The sequence below is a fragment of the Kitasatospora sp. NPDC127121 genome, from assembly GCF_042677305.1.
In the GTDB taxonomy this organism is placed as follows: domain Bacteria; phylum Actinomycetota; class Actinomycetes; order Streptomycetales; family Streptomycetaceae; genus Kitasatospora.
This window is the reverse complement of record NZ_JBHXTQ010000023.1, coordinates 64,030-85,956: the sequence shown is the minus strand read 5'-3', so window position 1 is coordinate 85,956 and position 21,927 is coordinate 64,030. Positions and strand designations below refer to the sequence as shown.

General features: G+C 72.2%; 22 protein-coding genes and 2 tRNA genes. 15 read left to right on the top strand and 9 right to left on the bottom strand.

Going from position 1 to position 21,927, the window contains the following annotated elements:
• Nucleotides 1-204 precede the first annotated feature (204 nt).
• A complete protein-coding gene (locus tag ACFVHI_RS14630) occupies nt 205-705 on the top strand; it encodes a carboxymuconolactone decarboxylase family protein (RefSeq protein WP_107453154.1) in 501 nt (166 codons plus the stop codon).
• Here the strand turns inward: ACFVHI_RS14630 and ACFVHI_RS14625 are convergent.
• From ACFVHI_RS14625 to ACFVHI_RS14615, 3 genes are all read right to left on the bottom strand, one after another.
• Nucleotides 650-1,624 carry an alpha/beta fold hydrolase gene (locus ACFVHI_RS14625; protein ID WP_063352461.1) on the bottom strand — a complete coding sequence of 325 codons (975 nt, stop codon included), beginning with the start codon at nt 1,622-1,624 and terminating at the stop codon, nt 650-652. The two genes, ACFVHI_RS14630 and ACFVHI_RS14625, sit on opposite strands and share 56 nt — an antisense overlap.
• A 47-nt stretch (nt 1,625-1,671) precedes the next feature.
• On the bottom strand, nt 1,672-2,850 hold the full coding sequence (locus ACFVHI_RS14620) for a glycosyltransferase family 1 protein (protein WP_079136630.1): 1,179 nt from the start codon (nt 2,848-2,850) through the stop codon (nt 1,672-1,674).
• A gap of 71 nt (nt 2,851-2,921) precedes the next feature.
• Complete coding sequence (locus tag ACFVHI_RS14615) at nt 2,922-4,103, bottom strand: acyl-CoA desaturase (protein ID WP_079136546.1); 1,182 nt, start codon at nt 4,101-4,103, stop codon at nt 2,922-2,924.
• 476 nt (nt 4,104-4,579) lie between these two features.
• On the opposite strand from ACFVHI_RS14615, the gene ACFVHI_RS14610 reads away from it, so the two are divergent.
• Nucleotides 4,580-5,800, top strand: a complete 1,221-nt coding sequence (locus tag ACFVHI_RS14610; protein ID WP_063352460.1) for a ricin-type beta-trefoil lectin domain protein — start codon at nt 4,580-4,582, stop codon at nt 5,798-5,800.
• Here the strand turns inward: ACFVHI_RS14610 and ACFVHI_RS14605 are convergent.
• Entirely contained in the window at nt 5,797-5,949 is a 153-nt protein-coding gene (locus ACFVHI_RS14605) for a hypothetical protein (protein ID WP_167745906.1), read from the bottom strand. The two genes, ACFVHI_RS14610 and ACFVHI_RS14605, sit on opposite strands and share 4 nt — an antisense overlap.
• Nucleotides 5,950-6,156: 207 nt before the next feature.
• Here ACFVHI_RS14605 and ACFVHI_RS14600 point away from each other — a divergent pair, with 207 nt between their 5' ends.
• From ACFVHI_RS14600 to ACFVHI_RS14580, 5 genes are all read left to right on the top strand, one after another.
• Nucleotides 6,157-6,849, top strand: a complete 693-nt coding sequence (locus ACFVHI_RS14600; protein WP_063352459.1) for an alpha/beta fold hydrolase — start codon at nt 6,157-6,159, stop codon at nt 6,847-6,849.
• 188 nt (nt 6,850-7,037) lie between these two features.
• Nucleotides 7,038-7,835, top strand: coding sequence for a DUF2785 domain-containing protein (locus ACFVHI_RS14595; protein WP_063352458.1), 798 nt, complete (start codon nt 7,038-7,040; stop codon nt 7,833-7,835).
• Nucleotides 7,836-7,993: 158 nt separating this feature from the next.
• Nucleotides 7,994-8,440, top strand: a complete 447-nt coding sequence (locus ACFVHI_RS14590; protein WP_063352457.1) for a DoxX family protein — start codon at nt 7,994-7,996, stop codon at nt 8,438-8,440.
• Between the two features lie 192 nt (nt 8,441-8,632).
• Nucleotides 8,633-9,574: a hypothetical protein gene (locus ACFVHI_RS14585; protein ID WP_063352456.1), complete on the top strand. Its 942-nt coding sequence runs from the start codon at nt 8,633-8,635 to the stop codon at nt 9,572-9,574.
• Between the two features lie 290 nt (nt 9,575-9,864).
• Nucleotides 9,865-10,524 carry a polysaccharide deacetylase family protein gene (locus tag ACFVHI_RS14580; protein ID WP_208869253.1) on the top strand — a complete coding sequence of 220 codons (660 nt, stop codon included), beginning with the start codon at nt 9,865-9,867 and terminating at the stop codon, nt 10,522-10,524.
• 126 nt (nt 10,525-10,650) lie between these two features.
• Here the strand turns inward: ACFVHI_RS14580 and ACFVHI_RS14575 are convergent, their stop codons facing one another.
• On the bottom strand, nt 10,651-11,463 hold the full coding sequence (locus tag ACFVHI_RS14575) for a hypothetical protein (RefSeq protein ID WP_063352455.1): 813 nt from the start codon (nt 11,461-11,463) through the stop codon (nt 10,651-10,653).
• A gap of 194 nt (nt 11,464-11,657) precedes the next feature.
• On the opposite strand from ACFVHI_RS14575, the gene ACFVHI_RS14570 reads away from it, so the two are divergent.
• Together ACFVHI_RS14570 and ACFVHI_RS14565 are read left to right on the top strand one after the other, a co-directional pair.
• Nucleotides 11,658-11,728, top strand: a tRNA-Cys gene (locus ACFVHI_RS14570).
• 183 nt (nt 11,729-11,911) lie between these two features.
• Nucleotides 11,912-12,511 carry an SMI1/KNR4 family protein gene (locus ACFVHI_RS14565; RefSeq protein WP_079136542.1) on the top strand — a complete coding sequence of 200 codons (600 nt, stop codon included), beginning with the start codon at nt 11,912-11,914 and terminating at the stop codon, nt 12,509-12,511.
• 163 nt (nt 12,512-12,674) lie between these two features.
• On the opposite strand, the gene ACFVHI_RS14560 is transcribed toward ACFVHI_RS14565, so the two are convergent.
• The 3 genes from ACFVHI_RS14560 to ACFVHI_RS14550 form a co-directional block, all read right to left on the bottom strand.
• On the bottom strand, nt 12,675-13,379 hold the full coding sequence (locus ACFVHI_RS14560) for a hypothetical protein (protein WP_063352454.1): 705 nt from the start codon (nt 13,377-13,379) through the stop codon (nt 12,675-12,677).
• A 69-nt stretch (nt 13,380-13,448) separates the two neighbouring features.
• The gene (locus ACFVHI_RS14555; protein WP_380339062.1) at nt 13,449-15,812 is read right to left on the bottom strand and encodes a hypothetical protein; all 2,364 of its coding nucleotides are present in this window, start codon (nt 15,810-15,812) and stop codon (nt 13,449-13,451) included.
• A gap of 2 nt (nt 15,813-15,814) precedes the next feature.
• A tRNA-Gln gene (locus ACFVHI_RS14550) sits at nt 15,815-15,886 on the bottom strand.
• Between the two features lie 110 nt (nt 15,887-15,996).
• On the opposite strand from ACFVHI_RS14550, the gene ACFVHI_RS14545 reads away from it, so the two are divergent.
• The 3 genes from ACFVHI_RS14545 to ACFVHI_RS14535 are packed head-to-tail and all read left to right on the top strand — an operon-like array spanning nt 15,997 to nt 18,692.
• On the top strand, nt 15,997-16,347 hold the full coding sequence (locus ACFVHI_RS14545; protein WP_380339060.1) for a hypothetical protein: 351 nt from the start codon (nt 15,997-15,999) through the stop codon (nt 16,345-16,347).
• 48 nt (nt 16,348-16,395) lie between these two features.
• Complete coding sequence (locus ACFVHI_RS14540) at nt 16,396-17,256, top strand: glycerophosphodiester phosphodiesterase (RefSeq protein WP_380339058.1); 861 nt, start codon at nt 16,396-16,398, stop codon at nt 17,254-17,256.
• A complete protein-coding gene (locus ACFVHI_RS14535) occupies nt 17,253-18,692 on the top strand; it encodes an MFS transporter (RefSeq protein WP_380339056.1) in 1,440 nt (479 codons plus the stop codon). Before ACFVHI_RS14540 ends, ACFVHI_RS14535 begins: the two co-directional genes overlap by 4 nt.
• A gap of 63 nt (nt 18,693-18,755) precedes the next feature.
• Here ACFVHI_RS14535 and ACFVHI_RS14530 read toward each other — a convergent pair whose 3' ends face one another.
• Nucleotides 18,756-19,397 (bottom strand): TetR/AcrR family transcriptional regulator, encoded by a 642-nt coding sequence (locus ACFVHI_RS14530; protein WP_380339053.1) that lies wholly within the window; start codon nt 19,395-19,397, stop codon nt 18,756-18,758.
• An 82-nt stretch (nt 19,398-19,479) separates the two neighbouring features.
• Between ACFVHI_RS14530 and ACFVHI_RS14525 the strand changes: the two genes are divergently transcribed.
• From ACFVHI_RS14525 to ACFVHI_RS14515, 3 genes are all read left to right on the top strand, one after another.
• Nucleotides 19,480-20,397 (top strand): alpha/beta fold hydrolase, encoded by a 918-nt coding sequence (locus ACFVHI_RS14525; protein WP_063352449.1) that lies wholly within the window; start codon nt 19,480-19,482, stop codon nt 20,395-20,397.
• Nucleotides 20,398-20,604: 207 nt separating this feature from the next.
• The gene (locus ACFVHI_RS14520; RefSeq protein WP_380339050.1) at nt 20,605-21,063 is read left to right on the top strand and encodes an NUDIX hydrolase; all 459 of its coding nucleotides are present in this window, start codon (nt 20,605-20,607) and stop codon (nt 21,061-21,063) included.
• A gap of 214 nt (nt 21,064-21,277) precedes the next feature.
• Complete coding sequence (locus tag ACFVHI_RS14515) at nt 21,278-21,916, top strand: flavin reductase family protein (RefSeq protein ID WP_063352447.1); 639 nt, start codon at nt 21,278-21,280, stop codon at nt 21,914-21,916.
• The last annotated feature ends 11 nt before the right edge of the window (nt 21,917-21,927 follow it).

Sequence of the window (21,927 nt, the reverse complement as noted above, 5' to 3'; positions counted from 1 at the left end):
GTGGGCGTCTCGGGGTGTGAGCTGCGGTACGTGGCGGTGGCAGTCGCACGCGGTGTGCCGATGCTGTTCAGGTGACGCCACTCGTGGCGGGGTGCCGCGCAGGACGGTAGCCTTCCAAAGTGGTTTCACTTTCAACTATGATGGTGTGGTGACATGCCGGCCGTGAGTGATCCGTTGATCTGCTGATCCGTCAGAGGAGTTCCCGTGAGTGATGTGACCACCGATGTGACCGCTGCCCCGGTGCGGCGGCGGGTGTTCATCGACAAGCAGAGCCCTCAGGCCTACCGGGCGTTGCGGGCGACTGCCGAGGCGGCCGGGGTGGGGGCGGCGGAGGCCGGGTTGGACCGCAGGGTGGTGGAGCTGGTCAATCTGCGGGTGTCCCAGATCAACGGGTGTGCCTACTGCCTCAATGTGCACACCAGGGCCGCTCTTCAGGCCGGCGACACCGCGCAGCGCCTGGGCACGCTGCCGGCGTGGCGCGACACCGAACTGTTCACGCCGCAGGAGCGGGCCGCGCTCGCCCTGGCGGAGGTGACCACCGATCCGTCGGACGCCGTCGCGCAGGAGGCCGCCTACGGTGTCGCCCGCGAGGTCCTGACGGACGACCAGATCTCGGCGGTCATCTGGGTGGCGATCGCCATCAACGCCTTCAACCGCGTGTCGATCCTGAGCAAGCACCCGGTGCGCCCGATCCCGGCGCAGTGACGGTGCCGCGCGGGCTCGCCTCGGTGATCAGGGCGCGGATCGCCGTGGCCACGGGGGCCGGCCGTTCCTGCATGGCGACGTGGCCGACGCCGGGCAGGGTGAGGAGGCGGGCGTCGCGGAAGGCCGCGTAGGCCCGGGGCGCCGTACGGAAGGGGACGAGGGCGTCGTCCCGCCCGTACACGAGCAGGGTGGGGGCGGTGACGCGGCGGGCCAGGTGCCAGGCCGAGGCCTCGCCCCGTCGAAGGGACGCGCGGACCACCGAGCGCACTCCCTCGGCCAGCATGTCCTGCGCGTACGGCAGTTCGGCGCGGCGTCGGCGCTCGCGTGCCTCCACCGACCGTTGCTCGGCGCCGACGAGGGCGGGGTTCGCGTAGATCAGGCGGTAGAGGTCGTCGAGTTGGCGGTCGGGGCTCTGGGCGGCCAGGAGACGGGCGTGCAGTCGCGGCGCGCCCGGCAGGCCCAGCAGGGCCACCCGTAGGGCCGGGGCGGGCGGGAACGTCGGCAGCACGGGCGAGATGAGGGTCAAGGTGGCGACCAGGTCGGGCCGTTGGGCGGCGAGGCGCAGTGCGATCAGGCCGCCGAGCGAGTTGCCGACCAGGTGCACGCGGCGGTGCCCGTTCCGGTCGGGGTGATGGTCGGGGTGACGGCCGAGGCGACGGTCGAGGTCGCGGTCGAGGTGGCGGTCGAGGTGGCCGGCCACGGCTGCGGCCTGGTGTTCGACGGTGACGTCGCCGTCGGGCGGGGGCGCCGACCTTCCGAAGCCCGGGAGGTCGAGGGCCAGGCAGTGCGCCGAGGTCCGCAGCAGGTCGATCAGGTGGGCCCAGTTGTGGGTCCAGCCGCCCAGTCCGTGCAGGAAGACGGCGGTGCCGGCGGCCGGAGCGGGGCTGCGGACGTACTCGGCGGCGAGGGGGTGGTGCATGGAGGTCCGTTTCTTCGGGGTGGGTCCGCACTCTCCTGCCGGCCTGCTCAGCGGCGCAGGGGTGGCCCGGCCGTCTCGGTGCGGGCGAGCCGGTAGTGCTCGACGAGGAGGTCGCCGACCGTCTCCCAGCTGCGCTGCGTCGCCGCGGCACGCCCCGCCCGCCCGAACGCCGCCCGCAGTTCGTCGTTGCGGGCGAGACGTTCGACGGCCTCCCGGAACCCGTCCGCCGCGCCGGGCGGGACGAGGAATCCGGTGTGGCCCGGGCGGACGAGGTCGAGCGGCCCGCCGGCCGCCGGGGCGACGACGGGCAGCCCGCTCGCCATGGCCTCCTGGAGGGTCTGGCCGAAGGTCTCGAACGGCCCCGCGTGGACGAAGGTGTCGAACGAGGCGTAGAGCCGGGCGAGTTCGTGTCCGGACCGGAGCCCCAGGAAGACCGCGTCCGGGAGCACGGTCTCCAGCCGGGCGCGGCACGGGCCGTCGCCGACGACCACCAGCCGAACCCCCGGGATGCGGGACACCTCCGCCAGCCGGTCGACGTGCTTCTCCGGCGCCAGGCGTCCGACGTACCCGACCAGGACGTCGCCGGGGTGGCCGAGGCGCCGGCGCAGGGTCTCGTCACGGTGGCGGGGGTGGAACCGGGTGCAGTCGACGCCGCGCGGCCACAGGTGGACCCGGGGGATGCCGTGCGCCAGCAGGGCGCGCAGCGAAGCCTGCGACGGTGCCAGCGTCCGGGCTGCCAAGGTGTGCACCCGTCGCAGCCGCCACCAGGCCAGCCGGGGTCCGGCCGCGCCCAGCGCCGGCAGGTACGTCCTGGCGTAGGCGGCCAGATCGGTCTGGTAGACCGCCACGGACGGGACCCCTGCCCGGTCGGCCGCCGCGGCGCCGACCGCCCCGAGCGCGAACGGGCTGGCCAGGTGGACCACGTGCGGGCGGTGCCGCTCGATGGCGTCGGCCACCCCGCGCCCCGGGAGCGCGACCCGCACCTCCGGGTAGCCGGGCAGTGGCACCGACGGGACGCGGACCACCTCGTAGCCGTACGCCTGCTCGCGGTGCAGGTCGCGGCGCAGGTCGCCTGCGTGCCGTCGCGCGGCCCGCGCGGCTGGTGCCCGCACGGCGGGTGCCACCACCACCGGGGTGTGGCCCCGGGCGAGGAGGTGTTCGGCGGTCCGGAGGACGCTGTGGGCGACACCGTTGAGCTGCGGGGCGAAGGACTCGGTGACGATCAGGACGCGGAGCCGTTCGCCGCCGGGGGCCGGGCCGTCCGCGGTGCGCGCCGCCGGCCCGGACAGGACTCCGCTCACCGTGCCGCCGCCCCCGCTTCGGGCGCGGCCTGCGGCTCTGGGGCGGTTGGCCGGGTCGGCTCCGGGGCGGTTGGCCGGGCCAGCCCCGGGTCGGTCGGCCGGGCCAGCCCCGGGGCGGTCGGTCGGGTCGGCGGGGCCGACTGCGCCGGGTCGGCGGGGAGGGAGTGGCCGATGGCCCGCAGGTCCCGCAGGATCTCCCGGAAGCAGGCGATCAGGCCCGCCTCGCTGTACGGCACGCCGACCTGGGCGCAGTAGTCGCGCACGATGCGCGAGGCGGGGCGCAGCGCCGCGACCGGCATGGCCGGGAAGAGGTGGTGCTCGATCTGGTAGCCGAGGCCGCCGAAGAGGAAGTGGACGAACCGGCCGGCCCGCAGGTTGCGCGACGGCAGCACCTGCCGGCGGAGGAAGTCGGCACGCTCCGCGTCCGGGCCGGTCATCGGCATGCCCTTGTGGTTGGGCGCGAAGATGCACCCCAGGTACACGCCGAGCACCGCCCCGAACAGCACGGCGAAGGCCAGCGCCTGGAGCGGCGCGAGGACGACGGCCAGCAGGGCCGCCGCCAGGGCGTAGTGCAGCGCGGCGAGCGTGCGTTCCAGGGCCGGGTACCGGACGGTGCCGCGGGTCAGGGTCAGGCAGGTGGCGACGAGCAGCCCGAGTGCCTGGAGGGACAGCAGCGGGAAGAACAGTTCTGCCTGGTACCTGGCCGCGAGCCGCCTCAATCCCCGTGTGCGGCTTGCCTGTTCGGTGGTCCGGGCGAAGAGGAGAGAGTCCGCGGCCGGGTCGTGGCCCTCGCGGTTCGGGTGTGCGTGGTGCCGGTTGTGGTCGCTCACCCACCACCCGTAGCTCATGCCGACCACCAGGTTGCCCAGCACGATGCCCGCCAGGTCGGTCGCCCGCCGGCCGGCGAACACCGCGTGGTGGGCGACGTCGTGCCCGAGCAGCGCCAACTGGCCGATCACAAAAGCGAACAGGGGCGCGAGGCACAGCTGCCACCAGCTCGCGCCGAGCACGACGAACCAGGCCAGGAGCAGTGCCAGGGCGGCGAACAGCGCGGCGCTCCGGCCCGCGTAGTACAGGGGACGCCGGCGCAGCAGACCGGCGTCGGAGACGCGCCGGTGCAGTTCGGCGAAGTCGCCGCGCCGGGTGGTCCCGGTGGGTGGGGTGTCCTGAACGGTCATGCCACCATTCCGGTCTCGGGTCGCTCCGGTCGCTCCGGCCGGCCGTGGCAGCCGCACCGCGAGGCCCCGGGCAGGGTGGCGTCAGCCTTCCGCATCCGGACCGCCGTTGTCGCGGCGCTGCGCCGTGTCGCGGTCGGAGGCGGCCCGATCGGGTGGCGGCCGGCCCGGCTGCTCCGCTGCGCGTCCGATCGCCGATCGCCCGTTCGGTTTTCGCACGGTTCGGTGTAGTTGAGCCGAGCCGGGGGAGGGCGCCCCGGCGAGGAGGATGCGCGCCCGCCCCGGAACGATCATTTCGGGGAGGCGGCCTGCACCGATCAGTCGAATGGGTGATCGGTGCCTGTGGAATCTCCGGGGCCCCCGGTCACTCCTGGCGACCTCATGTGTTGCGGACCGTGACCGGGTGGGTGAGGGTCGCGCTGGGGAATCCGTGCGGCGCCGACGGCTTGCGGCCGCCGCTGACCTGTCAGGAGCAACGGATGTCGCACGTCTCCCGGCGCCGCGCCATGTGCGCGCTGCCGCTCGCCTGTCTCGCCCTCGCCGGCCTGCCCGCCGGAGAAGCCCCGGCCGTCGCGGAACCGGCGGCCTCGGCCCTCGCGGGGCCGGCGGCGCCGGCCGCCACGGCCCAGCCCCGTTACGGCCAGACGCCCGGTTCGTACTCCTACTGGACCATCGCCGGCGACACCGTCCTCACCGACGTCACCTTCCGCAACACGGTGGTGACCACCCCTGGCGACGGCGACGTCTTCTGGTCGAGCCAGTTCAACTTCGACGGGAACCTCTCCTACATCGGCTTCCAGGACAAGCAGCAGAACGACGGCCTGTTCAACTGGTCCACCTGGGCCGACACCGAGCTCCAGTTCGCCGACGGCACCCAGGGCTCGCACTGCTGGAACAGCACCGGCGAGGGCCAGCACCTCCAGTGCGCCAACAGCACCGTCAACCAGGGCCGCCCGGTCACCGGCCACACGTACGCCTTCCAGGTCCGGATCGACCCCGCCACCCACTGGGTGACGGCCACCGTCACCGACGAGACCGCCGGCACCTCCTTCGTCCTCGGCTCGGTCCTGCTTCCCAAGTCGCAGCAGATCAAGCACGACTGGAACAGCTGGGTGGAGTACTTCGACTGGAACAGGCCCGCCTACGCCTGCAACGACAACGCGTACTCCGAGAACCGCTGGGGCCCGATGACCGGCAACGGCGGCACCCTCACCGCCACCAACACCGGCACCTCGACCAGCGGCGCCTGCGACGACATGATCCGCCAGCGGAAGCAGCCCGACGGCACCCTGCTCACCGAACTCGGCCTCGGCCAGTCCGCCCGCTGGCCGCTCCGGTTCGCCAACGGCGCCTGCCTCGACCGCGGCGGCGCCAACGGCGCCATCAGCTACCGCTGCGCCACCACGCCCAACGCCAACCAGCTCTTCGTCTTCGCCCGCGACGGCAGCCTGCACACCGCCCAGGGCAACGAGTGCCTGGCCGCACCCGCGGCCGTCGGCGGCCAGGTGGTGCGCGCCGCCTGCGACGGTTCCGCGGCCCAGCGGTGGAGCTACGACGGTGCCCGCCATGCCGTGGTCAACCCCGCCGGCTGGGCGCTCACCTCCAGCACCGCGGGGCGCAACAGTGACCCGGTGACCGCGCGGCCCGCCGACGGAAGCCCTGAGCAGACCCTCACGGCGGTCGTGCGGACGGATGCCTAGCCTTCCTGTCCCGTGAGGTCGGGGGTTACGCGCAGGTGGCGGCTCACGTCGCCGACCAGGGTGAGGCGGACCCGGCGCTCCGCGAACTGCCACTGGCCGTACCGGAGTTCGAAGCGGTCGTGGTATCGGCCGGCGGCGATGGGCTGCAAGGGGAAGTCGGCCCGGCCGACTTCCCACTCCGGTGCACCGGCCAGGTTCGGTGCCGTCCGGTGCGGTGGAGCCCAGTCCGGTGCGGTGCGGTGCGGTGTGAGGCGCGGCTCGGCCCGAACTACGTCGGATGACGGACGCGGGCGCCCGGGGTCGCCACTAACCTGCTCTGACGCAACGTCATGCACCAGGCGGCGATGGGAGAACCGATGAGTGAGCAGGAAAACCGCAAGAACATCGTCCTCGTCCACGGCGGGTTCGTGGACGGCTCCGGTTGGCAGGGGGTGTATCAGCGGCTGACCGGGGCCGGGTTCCGGGTGAGCATCGTGCAGAACCCGACGCTGTCGCTGGAGGGCGACGTCGCCGCCGTCCACCACGTCCTCGACGGCCTCGACGGATCGGCCGTCCTGGTCGGCCACTCCTACGGCGGCGCCGTGATCACGGAGGCGGGCAACCACCCGAAGGTGACGGGCCTCGTCTACATCGCCGCGTTCGCCCCCGACAAGAGCGAGTCGGTGGGCACCCTGATCGCCGACCCGGCGCCCGGCGCCCCGGTGCCGCCGATCCTGCCGCCCAGGGACGGCTTCCTCTTCCTCGACCGGGACGAGTTCGCCGCCTCGTTCGCCGCCGACGTCCCCGCCGAACTGGCCGCCTTCATGGCCGACTCCCAGGTCCCCTGGGGCGTCGACGCCCTCAACGGTGCCGTCTCCCAGCCCGCCTGGCGCACCAAGCCGAGCTGGTACCTGGTGGCGGCCGACGACCGGATGATCCCGCCGCCCGCCCAGCACGCCATGGCGGAGCGGGCCGGGGCCAGCACCTCCGCGGTGTCCGGCAGCCACGCCGTCTACGTGTCCCGGCCGGACGCGGTGGCCGACTTCATCCGGCAGGCCGCCGACAGCTGACGGCGCGGCCGCCCGATCCGGACCACCCGACGCGCGGGCGGCGAACGGGCCGTCGGCCGCCCGCGCCCGTCCCTGGTTCCGGCCGAGGCCGAGGCCGAGACCGAGGCCGCTGCCGTTACGGTCGTCGCCGTGGGCGGATCTGGATAATCACTGGTCAGGCCGTCTGCGGCGGGCTAGCCTCGCTGCTCGTGACTGACTGGTACAAGATCTACTCTGACGCATGTGCGGTGCCCCCGGGCGGCGATCTGGACGAGCTCACCGCAGAACTGGCGGAGTGTCTGCGGGATCCGGACCCGGAGGTGCGCGACGGCTACCCGTACGTCGTGTTGCGGACCTGGATCGAGCGCGACGTCATCGACGGCGACCGCCGGATCCGCCTGGGCGATGACATGGCGGCCCGCTTCGCCGCCGGTTCGCCGATTCAGGCCCGCACGTTCGCGCCGCTGGTCCTGGACATGATCGTCAGCCGCGGGGACCTCCGCCAGGAATGGCTGGACGCGTTCACCCGCTGGTACCCCGCAGAGAGCGACCTGCGCGGACACGACGCGCAGCTGGGCTGGCTGCACGCCGTGGCGCACGGCGCCGACTTGCTCGGTGCCCTCGGCCGCCACCACGATGTCGAGCCGGTCGAGATGCTGGACCTCGCGACCGCGCGGCTCCTCGCGCCCACCGACTACCTGTACGCCGAACGGGAGGACGACCGGCTCGCCCGCGCGATCGCGCTGACCCTCACCAACCCGAAGCTCACCGCGGACCAGTCCGTCGCCTGGCTCGACGACATCGGCGCCGACTTCCGGGCCGTGGCCCGGGGCACCACTCCGACATACGTGTCCAACGCACTGCGCACCCTGCGGATGCTCTACCTCCTCACCGACCTCGGTGTCCCGCCGCAGCCGGGGCAGCCGCCTCGGCAGGTCCCGCATCGCGACGCGGTCAAGCGGCGGCTCGTCGAAGTGCTGGCGGACGACGCGAAGTCCATCGGCTGACAGCCCCACGCCGCGAGGTGCCCGGGCCGGGCTGATCGGCGGGCTGCTGGCACTGGAGTTGGGGCTGCCGGAAAATTTTTCTTCCGGGACCGATGAGTTCGGGCGGTGGTGGCGGTCATACCTGGGAAAGCAACGACAGCCGACCGGGGAGACCTGAGATGTCCAGCACCGCTACCGCCACCGCCACTGCTACCGCCGCTACCAACGTCACCACCACGGCCACGAAGTCCAGCAAGGCCGTGATCCGGGTGGTCTGGACGCTGCGGATCCTGCTCGCGCTCTTCTTCGCCGTGGCCAGCGCGCTGCCCAAGCTGCTCGCGATCCCCGCCGCCACGACCGTCTTCGACGCCATGGGTGTGGGCCACTGGTTCATGTACCTGACCGGGCTGGTGGAGCTGGCCGGAGCGGTCGGCCTGCTGGTCCGCCGGCTGGCCGGGCCGGCAGCCATGGCGCTGATCGTCTTCCTGGTGTTCGCGTTCGTCACCCAGCTCACCGCGATGCACGGTGAGAACGCCGGGACCCCGTTCATCTTCATGGTGCCGCTGGCCGTCATCGCCTGGAACCGGCGCGCCGAGACCGCCGAGCTGCTCGGCCGCCGGCGCTGACCGGGTGCTTGCGGGGTCTTGGCCGCACTTTGTGCCGGCCGTCGGTGGGAGGATTTGAATATGATCCGGCCGCTGGCGTCAACGCGCTTGGTGTGTCAGGTAGTTGTGGTACGTTCCGTGGCCTAACCACAAATAGGTGACCCCGGCAGCGCGCCAACGCTCCGGGGTCCGGCAACAGGAGCGAACCTCCCGATGCGCGTCCATCGTAGCGCCCACGTGCGCGATTTCACCGTGCTGCCCAACACCATGCTGCAGTACCGGCGGCTGTCCTACACCGCTCGCGGTCTGCTCGCCGACCTCCTCTCCCGCCCGGACGGCTGGCGCGAGGACGGCCGGCACATGGCCGACACCAGCCCCCAGGGGCGCGGCGCCATCCGCAAGGCGCTCAAGGAACTGACCGAGGCGGGCTTCTACCGGGTCGAGAAGATCCGGATGCCCGACGGCACGATCATCACCGAGACCCACGTCTACGACACCCCGCAGCTCACGGCGCTCGCGGTGCTCGCCGCGCCGGGTGCCACCCGTCCGGCGCCCGGTGAAGCGACCACCGGCGGCGCTGACGCCCTGGTAAAGAACCCGGCGAAAGAACCCACCCACCCCTCCCGGCAGTCCCGAGAACCCGTCAGCACCCCGGGGACGGAAAGGCGGGAGGAAGCCGCCGAAGACGACGCGCCGGACGAACAGCTCCGCGACGCGGTCGCCACCCTGTTCCGAGTCATCCGCCCCGAACCACGCCTGCACCTGGGCGAGGCCGAAGCACGTGAACTCGCACCCCTGGTCGCCCGATGGCTCGAACGCGGCAGCACACCCACCGACCTCGCCCAGGCCCTCCTGCCGGGCCTGCCCGCCCCGGTGTACTCAGCGGTCGCGGTGCTCCGCTACCGCCTGGAGCGCAAGATGCCGCCCGGCCGGGCCGCTGTACGGCCCGCAGCGGCCTGCTACGCCGAGTGCGCCCAGTGCCACGACCCTGTCCCTCAACCCGGCATCTGCCGCGCGTGTGCGGGCCTCGTCAGCCGTCCTGCGGGCGACAGCCGCACGACGGGAATCGCCTCCGCAGGAGCAGCGCGGGTCCGGGCCTCGCTCGCTGCCGCCAGAGCCGCCGCATGGGCACCGGCCGCCGTCGCGGCCAGGTGAAACGCCGGCCGGTTCCGGGCGGGGTGGAACCGGTATTCGGGCCGTGCGGGCCGGGCACTCGTCGGGCGACTTCTGGGCTGGCATCCGGGTGAAATGGGGCGGAGTCGCCTGGCGCGAATGGAAGCCGGGTTCGACGCTGCCAGAATGCAATTTCCCTGAAGGCCACCTGCACAGGCGGTGCCGCCGGACAGCTGGAGCAGAACATGCGAATCATTCGACCACGCAACAGCCCGGAAGAAGCGGCCGGTGGAGGTGCAGCGCGTTTTCCGTGGACGCTGATGTACCACTCGGTGGCGTCAACGAGTGAGGATCCCTATCTGATTACCGTCGACCCTGCACGCTTTCGCCGCCAGCTGCGCTGGCTGTCCGCCCGCGGGCTGCGCGGGGTGTCGGTCGGCGCCCTGATGCGCTCGCACCGGGGCGGCAGCGCGGCGGGCATGGTCGGGCTGAGTTTCGACGACGGATACCGCGACTTCGTGGAGGAGGCCATGCCCGCGCTGGCGGAGTACGGGTTCACGGCGACGGTCTACGTGGTGGCCGACCGGCTGGGCGGATACAACGACTGGGACCGGCAGGGCCCGCGCAAGCCGCTGATGACGGCGTGCCAGGTCCACGAGGCCGCCGCCGCCGGGCTGGAGATCGGCTCGCACGGGCTGACGCACCGGCGGCTGGCGGGCCTGGGCGCGCGGGAGCTGGCGGCCCAGGTCGCCGACAGCCGCCGCGTGCTGGAGGACCTCACGGGGCAGGAGGTCGAGGGATTCTGCTACCCCTACGGTTCGCTCGACGCCGCCGCGGTGGAGGCGGTGGCGCAAGCCGGCTACGGGTACGGGTGCGCGGTCAGCCCCGGGGTCCACAGCGGGGTGTACGCGCTTCCCCGCTGCTACGTCGGTGACCGGGACGGGCCGCTGCACCTGGCCGCGAAGCTGGTGCGCGACCGCTGGCGGCGCTGACGGCCGGCGCTGACGGCCGACGCTGACGGCCGACGAGGACCTGCCGGCGACGAAAACCTGCCGGGCACCGCGGAGTGCGGTGCCCGGCAGGTCGGCGGGTGGTGGGTGGTGGGTGGCGGCGGCAGGTCAGTGGGTGGTGGTGGCGGGTTCCAGATGCAGCCAGGACTCGTGCCACAGCAGGGCGCAGCGGCGGTCGCAGCCGGTGGCGAGCGGTTCGCCGCCGCAGCGCAGGCCGTTGAGGATGAACCAGCGGCCCTTGGTGGGGTGCTGCCACCAGGCGAGGGACCGGTGGCGCAGTTCGGTGGCGCTGTGGCGGGTGTCGGCGTGGAGCTCCATGCCCGGCTGGAAGGGGACGCCGTCCAGCCGCCCGTCGGGGTCGAGGGTGGCGCGGATCTCCGGGAGGCTGCGTACGGTCGCCCAGAGGGCGGCGGGCCGGGCGGCGGGGACCGGCGCGGGGGCGGGCTCCAGCCATTCGTCGCGGAACAGCAGGGCGCAGTCCAGTCCGCAGCCCTGGGCCCCGTCGGCGCCGTGGCAGGTGGCGCCGGCCAGGGCGACGGTGCCGGACAGGCGCCGCACCCGGTAGTGGTCGTCGATCATGCGGCGCACGATGCGTTCGACCTGGTAGACGCCGCCGCAGAACGACCACTGGCTGCGGGTGAACCACAGGCCGCGATGGCGGTCCTTGGCATCGAGGGTGGCGCGCACCGTGGCCTCGTCCTTCACCCGGACCCAGTCCCCCTCGGTGAAGCGGGAGGGCCGGCCGGGCGTCGGGACGGCGTCGCGGCGCTCACGCAGGCCTTCGCGGACGATCCGCGCGCGGCGCACGACACCGAGCGGGGGAAGGTCGCGCAGGGGGAGGCTCTTGTACTGGCACCGGTTCGCAGCGGTTCCACAACGCAGCTCCGTGGTACGGGTGAACCATGATTCCTCGACGGCCATCAGTGAAATCCCATCGGGTCGGAGATATCGGCACAGGCTAGCGCACCGTGACTTTTCCGCGCTGGCCCGCAGGACCCTGTCGACACCATGTCGAGAGAAATAGCACTAGACGCATTAAGAGCCTTCTAGAGTGAAAGATCGGCGTCGCCGAGGAATCCCCGTTCATGCTCGTGTAATGTTTCCCTTGTTGCCGCGGTGGAGTGGCTGAGTGGCGAGGCGACGGCTTGCAGGGCCGTTTAGATGGGTTCGATTCCTATCTCCACCTTTTCTTTTCGGTGATTTCGCCCGTATTCCTGGCCTGGGAATTGTCCGGGTTCGCGCCCTGATTCATGCTGAGGGTGCACTCGTCTTCTTCTGCGGCGTGCCAGCTGCCGGGCGCTGGTTGCCGGGCATGTCGGTACCGTCCCCTAGGCTCTCGGCGACTCGAGAGACAGAGAAGGGGACTGCCGTGGAAGACCCGACGGGCATCACAGCGCTGGCCGAGATCCTCCCTGCGGATCCCGGCGCCGACGAGCAGATCGACTGGGCGGCGGCCGAGGCGCGGTGGGGCACGCGGCTTCCGCGGGACTACAAGGCCTTCATGTCGGTGTACGGGGGCGGTTCCTTCAACGAGGTCTGCGTTCTGATGCCGCTCCCCAAGGAGTACATCCAGTGGGACCCTGGCACCTTCGAGGAGGAGACGGAGAACGCCCGCTACACCTGGGAGATGCTGGACGGCCAGGAAGGCCTCGACATCGACCCGGACCACATCCTCGCCTGGGGGGTCACCTCGGGCCCGGACATCCTGTGCTGGCTGACCACCGACCCGGATCCCGACAAGTGGCCCGTCCTGGTCTGCGGCCGCCACACCCCCGACGACTTCACCCTGTTCCCGTGCGGCATGGTCGAGTTCCTCCGCAAGCTGCTCCTCGACGAGTTCGACCCCTACCCGCTCAGCATCGACCTGCGCGGCGCCTCGCCGCGTTATGTGCACTGGTTCGAGCAGCAGCGCCGGTGGAAGGCCGGCCTCGACCCCGTCAGCGGCGAGTTGCGGACGACGACCTTCTGAAACGGTGGCAGCGGGCAGCGGGCAGCGGGCAGCGGGCAGTTCGCGGGCTCCGGAGCGGCCACCGCGCCGAGGATCCATAGGTGCGACCTTCTGGTGGCCGCCGTAGAACCGGCCCTCGATGCCGAACCTGCCAGCGTCGGCGGCTTCCTGGTTCGGCGGCGGGTCAGTCCTCGGCCGGGACCTCGACGGCTGCGCGGATGTCCCGGGCGCGGTCGGCCAGTTCCTGTGGGGAGCTCTCGCCGGTGCTGTCGACGACGATGCCGACCGTGCTGCCGTCCGCCCACACGCAGGTGGTCTCGGACGTGGACGGGTAGGTGAGCACCGCACACTCGAACGCGCCGCCGAGGGGGCCTGTCGGGTAGTCCTGCCGTTCCGTCACCGTGTCGTTGAACACGTCCGAGGCCGCCAGCCGTCCGAAGTACTTGTTCAGTTCCCGCTGGGGCTCCGCGAAGCTCCCGGTCAGTCCGACCAGCAGCAGCGTGGTCTTGGACGATCCGGTCGTGCCGTAACCGCCCACCGTCAGCTCCCGGTACGGGCTCAGCGCCCTGATCCGCTGATGGTAGCCGGAGCGTGCCGTCTGGACCGAACCGTCGTCCGGCAGATGGACCTGGTCCCCGATCCGGTCTGGCAGCGCGATCCGGTGCCGCGGCGGGGCGCCGGCGCCTGTCACGGCGGCCACCACCAGTGCGGTCAGGAGGCCCACGGCCAGCGTGGCCGCCACTACGGCCTTGAGGGACAGCCTGCGGTACCAGGGCAGCGGGGCCACCGGCTCCAGGGTGTTCGCCCAGATGGCCTGGAGGCCCTGGGGCTTCTCGGCGGGCCGGTCGGTCGTCTGGTCGGTGGTCTGGCCGGTTTTCTGGTCGGTCACGTCGTCTCGGTCGTGGGGTTCGTGGAGTTGGTGGAGCAGGGGAGGCCGGTTCGGGTGGTGCGGGGGTGGTCAGGTCCTGGGGGCCGGGTGGAGCCAGTGTGGTCCTGTGGTCCAGCCCAGGAGGCGGCGGCCGGCGTCCGCGTCCGCGGCGCCGCCGCGGGCGGCCTGGCGCAGGCCGGCCAGGGCGGGGGCGAGACGGGCCGCGACGTGGGCGGGGTGGCGGGCGGCCTCCCCGCGCAGTCCGGCGATGACCCGGGCCTGCGCGGCGGGTTCGCACAGGGAGAGGTGGAACACCAGCTGGCGCCACGCGTACGCCGCGTCCTTGATGGTGGACAGCGGCCGCGGGTTGTCGTGGATCCGGGCCGTCGCGTGGCACACGGTGGTGAAGCTGCGCCAGGCCAGGTCGTCCCAGCCCGGCTCGGGGCTGATGCCGACCCGGGTGACCAGGGTGGCCAGGTTGTGGGTGGTGAGGATCTGGGCCTGCTCGATGATCTTCCCGTTGGACGCGACCGACCATCCTCCGGACACCTCGGCGCGCTGCGCGCACAGCTCGGTGAACCCGGGGGAGGAGCGGGGGCGTCGGCCGCGCGCTGGGGCCTTGCCTGCCTTGCCCGCCTTGCCCGCCTTGTATGCCTCGCCCGCCTCGGCGGTTGCGAGGTCGTGGACGGCCGCGTAGTCGATGGCGTAGTAGCGCTCGTACAGCGTGCCGCTGAGCAGTTCCGCGGCGGCCCGGGCCGCCGCCAGGTACTTCGGGGTGAAGGTGCCCGTGAAGATGTCCGCCGCCAGTTCCTCCACGAACGGTGCGTCGAGCTTGGCCTGCCGGGCGAGCACGCCGAGTTCGCGCACCAGCGGGTTCGGCAGGAGCGTGCCGGGGAACGCCTGCACGGCCAGTTCGCCGAGCTGGTGCAGCGCGGTACGCGCGGGTGCGCGGCCGTCCTCGCCGACGCGATGTCCGGCCACCGCCCGTACCCAGGGCAGTTCGTCGACCCGCACCTGCCCGGTGAGGTCGCTCAGGAGCAGCGAGCGGCGGTTGCGGAACGCCCGGTAGTTCGCCGCCATCAGGGTGCGCAGCGTCTCGTCCGGGTAGGACTGGGAAGTGGTCACGGCGACGAGCTGCGGGACCAGTTCGGCCAGGACCTCGGCCGAGGGCACCATGCCGCGTTCCACGAGCGTGTCGAGCGGGGCGCTGAGCGCGGCCTCGACCACCTGCCGGATCGCTGCGGGCACCGGGGTGCCTGCGGGGAGGCGGGTGTTGCCGGTGTGCGCTTCGTGCGCCGAGACGTCGGCGACCAGCGGGGCCACGTCGGCCACGCCCGTCTCCTGGTGCAGCCCGGAGAGGCGGCGCAGCACCAGCTGGGCGAGGTCGTGGTGCGACGGCTGGGCCGCCTGTACGGCCTGGCGGGTGCGCAGTTCGGTGTGCCGGTCGGAGCCCGGCCGGCCGCGCCGGCGCACCATGGATGCCACCGCGTGCCGCAGCAGTCCGAGGCGGCGCGCGTCCAGCGGCCGGCCGGCGGCGGTCTCCGCCAGGGCGCCGCGCAGGATGCCGAGGTTCTCCTTCGGATCGCGGTGCTTGGTGCAGCGGGTGTGGGCCGCGGCGAGTTCGTCGTAGCGGCGGAGCAGCATCGCGCCGCGCTCCAGCCAGGCGCTGTCGGGCGTACGCTCCAGCACCCGGCCGGCCTCGGCGGTCTCCAGCCAGTGGGCCAGCAGTTGGTCGCCGAACGGCTGCCAGACGGTGAGCGCCTCGCGTTGAGCTTCCACGGCGGCGTTTGGCCGCCGGCCCGTGAGGGTCGTGACGGCGTCGCCGACCGTGCGCCGGTGCACCGCCTCGGAGTCCGGCGCGGGCAGCGCGGACGGCCGGGGGGTGAAGCGCAGCCGGTCGGCGAACGGCTCCAGGACGTCGACGAGTTCCAGCGCGCCGGCCGCGTCCCCGGCCCGCACGAGCCACGCCACCGTCAGCAGCGCCGCCTCCTCCGGCACGGCGGCCTCGTAGCGGCCGCTGTCGAGCAGGTCGTACAGCCGGGACAGGCCGGGCTCGGTGAGGCAGTACGCGAAGAGCGCCCCGCGCTCGGCCGCCACCCCGGCCAGGGCCGCAGCCTCGCACTCGTACGGCTGGAGCGGGCCCTCGGCGCTCGCGGCGGACGTGGCGAAGCCGCCCCGTACGACCTCGGGCGTCACCCAGGCGGGCAGTCCGGCCACCGGGGTGCGCGAGCCGATGGTCAGCCGGCCGTCGGCGATGCCGGCGAGCACGGCGTGCCAGCGGGCGACCCGGGCCTCGGCGCTGCGCCGGGTCTCGGTGCTGCGCCGGGTCTCGGCGTTGGTGTGGGAGTCGGCCGGTGAGGTCAGGAACGCCTGGGCCAGGGCCAGTTGGCGCTGCGGGTAGTGCGCGGATGTCCCGGCCCCGGCGGGGCGCTGCTGGTCAGCGTTGTCGTCCATAGCCGACGTGGCAGGTCCCGCCCCTGCGCCCTCCGGGTCCAGAGCCCGGCGCTCTGCTGCTGAGCTACACGTCGATGGGCGCGAGACTATGTGTCCGGTCGGCGGCCGTGCAACGTACTTTCGCTGCCTCCGTCGGGCTCGCGGCGTAGCCTGGCCCTTCAGGTGCCTGATGGGGGGAGCCGCCGTGTCGATCGAGTTCGTTCGCCGCCTGGACGGTCTGGTGTACCACTTCCGCGCGGACGGCGTGTTCAACGGCAGGCCGTCGTACAGGCGGCTGGACCTGGACGTGTGGTGCCGGTGGCTGCCGGAGCGGGGCTGGTGCACCGTCGGCGCCGACGGGGTCGCCAACTCCGGGCCGCTGGCGGGGCGGACGGACGACCAGGAGCTGATCCCTCCGCTCGGCCCTTGGCGCAGTTGGAAGGCCGGCAAGTCGTACCTCTACGATCTGCGCCGCGTCGACGATCCGGGCGGTAGCGGTACTGCTGGTGCTGATGGCACTGATGGGGCTACTGGCGGTACCGGCGTTACTGCTTGACAGGGTGCGTAATACTGTAACGCGCATCCCAGCAGCTCGGAGCACCACATGCACCCCTTCCTCGACCACCCCGGGCCGCTCGCCTTCGCGCACCGGGGCGGTGACCTCGGCCACCCCGAGAACTCGCTCGCCGCCTTCGCGGCCGCCGTCGCCCTCGGGTACCGCTACCTCGAAACGGACGTGCACGCCACCCGCGACGGCGTACTGGTGGCCTTTCACGACACCCGCCTCGACCGGGTCACCGACCGCACCGGGGCGGTGGCCGAACTGCCCTGGGACACCGTCAGGCAGGCCCGGATCGGCGGCACCGAGCCCGTGCCGCTGCTGGAGGACCTGCTCGACGCGTTCCCCGGGGCCCGCTTCAACGTCGACGTCAAGGCGGCGGCCGCCGTCGGGCCGCTGGTCGACACGATCCGCCGGACCGGCGCCTGGGACCGGGTCTGCGTCGGCGGCTTCTCCGACAGCCGCCTCGCCGCCGTCCGCGCCGCCGCGGGCCCCCGACTGGCCACCTCGCTCGGCCCGCGCGAGGTGGCCCGGCTGCGGCTGCGTTCGCTGGCCGGGCCGCTGCTGCGGGGGCGTGGGGAGCGGGAGCGGTCCGGGACGCGGTCCGGGGCGCCGTTCGCCGGGGCGCGGTCCGGGGCGCTGTTCGCCGGGGTGTGCGCGCAGGTGCCCGAGCGGCACCGGGGCGTCCGGGTCGTCGACCGGGCCTTCGTACGCGCCGCCCACCGCCTCGGCCTCCAGGTTCACGTCTGGACTGTGGACGATCCCACACGGATCAGGGCTCTCCTCGGCCTCGGTGTGGATGGCATCATGGCCGATCGCATAGACGTCCTGCGGGACGTCCTCGGCGAGCGCGGCTGCTGGAGCGACGGCAGCACCGGCTCCAGCACGGTGATGGGAGCCCCATGACGAGCACCACGGACAACCTGCCGGACCGTCGGCCGGACGATCTTCCGGACGGCCCGCCGGAGCGCGCGGCCGCCGCCGCCGACGACAGCGCCCTGCGCCGGATACGGTTCGGCTGGTACATCAACGACTGGGCCAACGCCGCCTTCTCGGCCACCGTCCTGACGGTCTTCCTCGGGCCGTACCTGACCACCGTCGCCAAGAACGCCGCCGACGCGGCCGGCGACGTGCACCCGCTCGGACTGTCGGTGCGCGCCGGGTCGTTCTTCCCGTACACGGTCTCCTTCTCCGTGCTGCTCTCGGTCGCGGCGATGCTGCTGACCGGCACGGTCGCGGACCGCACCGGGCGGCACAAGGAACTGATGTGCGGCTTCGCCTACGTCGGCGCGGTCGCCACGATGGGGATGTTCCTCCTCGACGGCGACCGCTACCTGCTCGGCGGCGCACTGCTGGTGGTCGCCAACATCGCGTACGCGGTGTCGGTCGCGCTCTCCTACGCCTACCTCCCCGGCCTGGCCACCCCCGACGAGCGCGACGCGGTCTCCTCCAAGGGCTGGGCCTACGGCTACGCGGGCGGCGGACTGCTGCTGATCGCCAACCTGGCGCTGTTCCAGGGCCACGACGCGCTCGGCCTGTCCTCCGGCACCGCCGTGCGGATCTGCCTGGCCTCGGCCGGCCTGTGGTGGGCGCTGTTCACGATCGTCCCGATGCTGCGGCTGCCCTCCCGGGCGGGCGCGGCCCCCGGCCGTATCGTCGCCGTGCCCGACCGACCCGCCTCTGCGCCGGACCGGCCCGCCGCCGGCAGCCTGCGCGAACTCGCCCGCACCCTGCGCGGGATGCGCCAGTACCCGCTCACGCTGCTCTACCTGGGTGCCTTCCTCTGCTACAACGACGGCATCCAGACCGTCGTCTCCCAGGCCTCGCTCTACGGCAGCGAGGAACTCGGCATGGACCAGACCACGTTGGTCGCCGCCGTGCTCCTGGTCCAGATCGTGGCGATCGGCGGCGCGCTGCTCCTCGGCCGGATCGCCCGCCGCTACGGCGCCAAGCGGACCGTCCTCGGATCCCTGGTCGGCTGGGTGGCCACCCTCGCCCTCGGGTACCTGATGCCGGCCCACCAGCCCGTCTGGTTCTTCGCCCTGGCCTGCATGATCGGCTTGGTGCTCGGCGGCAGCCAGGCGCTCTCGCGCTCGCTGTTCTCCCACCTCATCCCGGCGGGCCGGGAAGCCGAGTACTTCAGCGTCTACAAGGTCAGTGACCGCGGCACCAGTTGGATGGGCCCGCTGGTCTTCGGCCTCGCCTACCAGATCACCGGCAGCTACCGTTCGGCGATCATCTCGCTGCTGGTCTTCTTCCTCATCGGCTTCGTCCTCCTGCTGAAGGTCCCCGTCCGCCGCGCCATCGAGGCGGTCGGCAACCCCGTCCCCGAACGGCTCTGACGCCCCGGCCGGGGGTGCCTACGGTCGGCTGCCGCTTTTGCCGCCCGCGTCGCCGTCGAGGGCTTACGAGCCGGGGAAGAGCCGGCCGAGGTGGTAGTGCAGGACCGCCACCGCGTCGTCCGCCGTCCGCTGGCCGAGGAGGACGCTCAGGCCCAGGCCGGCGGAGACCGCCAGGAGGACGACGGCCTCCTGGCGGGCGTCCATGCGCGGATCGGTGTCCCCGGCCTGCCGGGCGGCGGTCAACTGGCCGACCAGGAAGTCCTCCATCTCGTTGGGCGCCGAGAGGAACGACTGGCCGGCGAGCGCGGGGTCGGTGATGGAGAGCACCGCGTACTCGGTGTAGACGAGGTGGAAGGTCCGGCTCTCCTCGTCCGTCGGTACGGACTCCAGCAGGACCGCCTCGACGATGTCGCGCGGTGACGCCGCGGGCCCGGCCGCCCCGGCGCGGTCGCGGACCCGCTCCTGGATCCGTTGCTGGACTCGCTCTTGGATCCGTTCGCCCATCCGTGCGGCCAGGCGGGTGAGCGCCGCGAGCAGCAGCTGCTCCTTGGTGTCGAAGTAGTACTGCACGAGCCGCACCGAGACGCCCGCCTCGATCGCGACGGACCGCATGGTGACGGCGTGCAGCCCGGTGTCCGCCGCCGTGCGCAGCAGGGCGTCGATGATGTGGGCCCGCCGCTCCTCGTGATCCACCAGCTTCGGCATCGGGTTCCCTCCAAACGTTTTTATGGTACAAACATACCATCAAGTGCTGCTGCTTCGTGCATTCCGAGCACCGGGAGGGACCATGACCAGGACCAGCGTCGGACACTTCGTCAGCGAGAAAGCCCGAACGAAGTTCCTTGAGGCCTACGACCGCGCGATGGAGCTGTGGCCCGGCCCCCGTCGGGAACTCGATGTCGAAACCAGCTACGGCACCGTCCACGTCCACCACTACGGACCCGACGGACCCGACGGATCCGAAACCGGCGAACCGATCGTGCTGCTGCACGGCCACGCCGGACACCCGTCCAACTGGTACCCGCAGATCGCCGCCCTGGGCGAACACCACCCCGTCTACGCGATCGACACGCTCGACGACCCCGGCCGCAGCGTCCAACGCGCCGTCGCGGCCGGCTCCGAGGAGAACGCGGCCTGGCTCGGCGAGGTCTTCGCCGGCCTCGGACTCGACCGCATCCACCTGGTCGGCCTCTCCTACGGCGGCTGGCTGACCCTCAACCAGGCCATCCACGCACCCGAACGCCTCGCGTCGATCGCACCGATGGACCCCGGCGGCATCGAGAAGGTCCCCGCCCGGTTCTACGCCCACATGATCGGCGGCCTGTTCGGCATGCTCGCCCCGCGGCCGCTGCGCCCCGCGCTCGGACGCCTGCTCGCCAACCCCGCACTCAGCTCGCCGCCCGAGATGATCGCCCCCCTGATGCTCGGCATGCGCAGCTACAAGCCGAACACCCGCCCCGCCGCCAGGCCGTTCACCGACGAGGAACTGAGCTCCATCCGCCTGCCCACCCTCGTCCTGCTGGGCAAGCGCAGCGCCCTGCTCCGCCCGCGCCACGTCCTCCAGCGGGTCACCGCGCTGATCCCGGGAGTCCGGGCCGAGATCGTGCAACGAGCCGGCCACGGCCTCAACCTGGAACGCCCCGACCTGGTCAACGAACACCTGCTGCAGTTCATCACCTCCACCCGGCAGGAGACCCGGAGCTGACGGTCGGCCCCCGCCGCCGGGTTGGTGGGTGACGGCGGGCCGTCGTAGGTGGGGAAGATCCCGCCGGTCCTTTTGTGGGAGCGCGGCAGGGCGCGCCCACGCGCACATGATCAAGCTTCCGGTCTGGCATCGTGAGCAGGATCTCGAACTGGCCGAGCAGTACGTCCGTGCGGCCATCAAGATCGGCGACCATCACGAGGAGCTGTTGTGACCACCGCCTTCCCCTCTCCCTCTCCCTCCCCGTCTCCTGAGTTCGCGGCCCGGCTCGCGGCCGACGCTGAATCCGCAGGCATCACCGGCTTCGTCGCCGCCGCCGTGATCAACCACGGAGGTCGGGTCCTGCTCGTGCGTCGCAAGCCCGACGACTACCTGGGCGGCCTGTGGGAGGTTCCCTCCGGGACGGTCGAAGAGGGGGAGGGAATTCTGGGCGCTCTTCGTCGCGAGGCCGCCGAGGAGACTGGGCTGACGATCAGTCAGATCATCAGCTACATCGGCCACTTCGACTACCGGAACAGTCGAGGCGGCACCACTCGCCAGTTCAACTTCGCCGTCACCGTGGAGAAGGCCGAGCCCGTCGTCCTCACCGAGCACGATGCCTACCAGTGGGCCCTCTCCGGCGAGTTGCCCGAGGTGAGTGACGCCGTGCGCGAGTTGCTCGCTCGCTGACACGCGTCGCAGAAGCCGCAGAAGGGCTGCCCTCGACTGGGTGGCCCTTCTGCTCGTTTCACGCGGTTGAACAGCGTGTTCGCCGACTCGCCACCCCCGAAACGCGGTGTCGCGTTTCCGCCAGCGCCGGTGTCCCGCTCGGGAGAGAGTCGGCGACGGTTCGTGTTCCTGATCGCGGACCTGTTCGTCTGGCACTTCGCGAAAGGCACAGCGCATGCACGTCGTCCCCGGGCTCAAGGTCCTGTACTTCGGAACTCCGGTGGTGCTGATCAGCTCACTCAACGAGGACGGTACGGCGAATCTCGCGCCGATGTCCTCGGTGTGGTGGCTGGGCCAGTCCTGCATGCTCGGTCTCGGCAACAACGGCCAGACCACCGCGAACCTGCTGCGAGAGGGCGAGTGCGTGCTCAACCTGCCCTCGTCGGCGATGGTCGATGCCGTCGACCGGATCGCGCTCACCACCGGGAAGCCGACCGTGGCGGACTACAAGGTGAAGCAGGGCTACCGGTACGAGCCGGACAAGTTCTCGGTCGCACAGCTGACCGAACAGGCGTCGGACCTGGTCCGAGCCCCCAGGGTCGCGGAATGCCCGGTCCAGCTGGAGTGCAAGGTCGTCTCGGCCCACCCCTTCGGCGGTCCCGAGCCGCACGCCACCGCCTTCGAGGTCGAGGTCCTTCGCGCCCATGTCGAGGAGGACCTCGTCATCCCCGGGACGCACTACGTGGACCCGCTCGGCTGGGACCCGCTGATCATGAAGTTCTGCGAGTTCTTCGGCGGGGGAGACAACGTTCACCCGTCGAGGCTCGCCGAGGGCTGGAACATGCCGCACCAGCTCCAGTCGGCGACCGTCTGAACTGCTCTTTT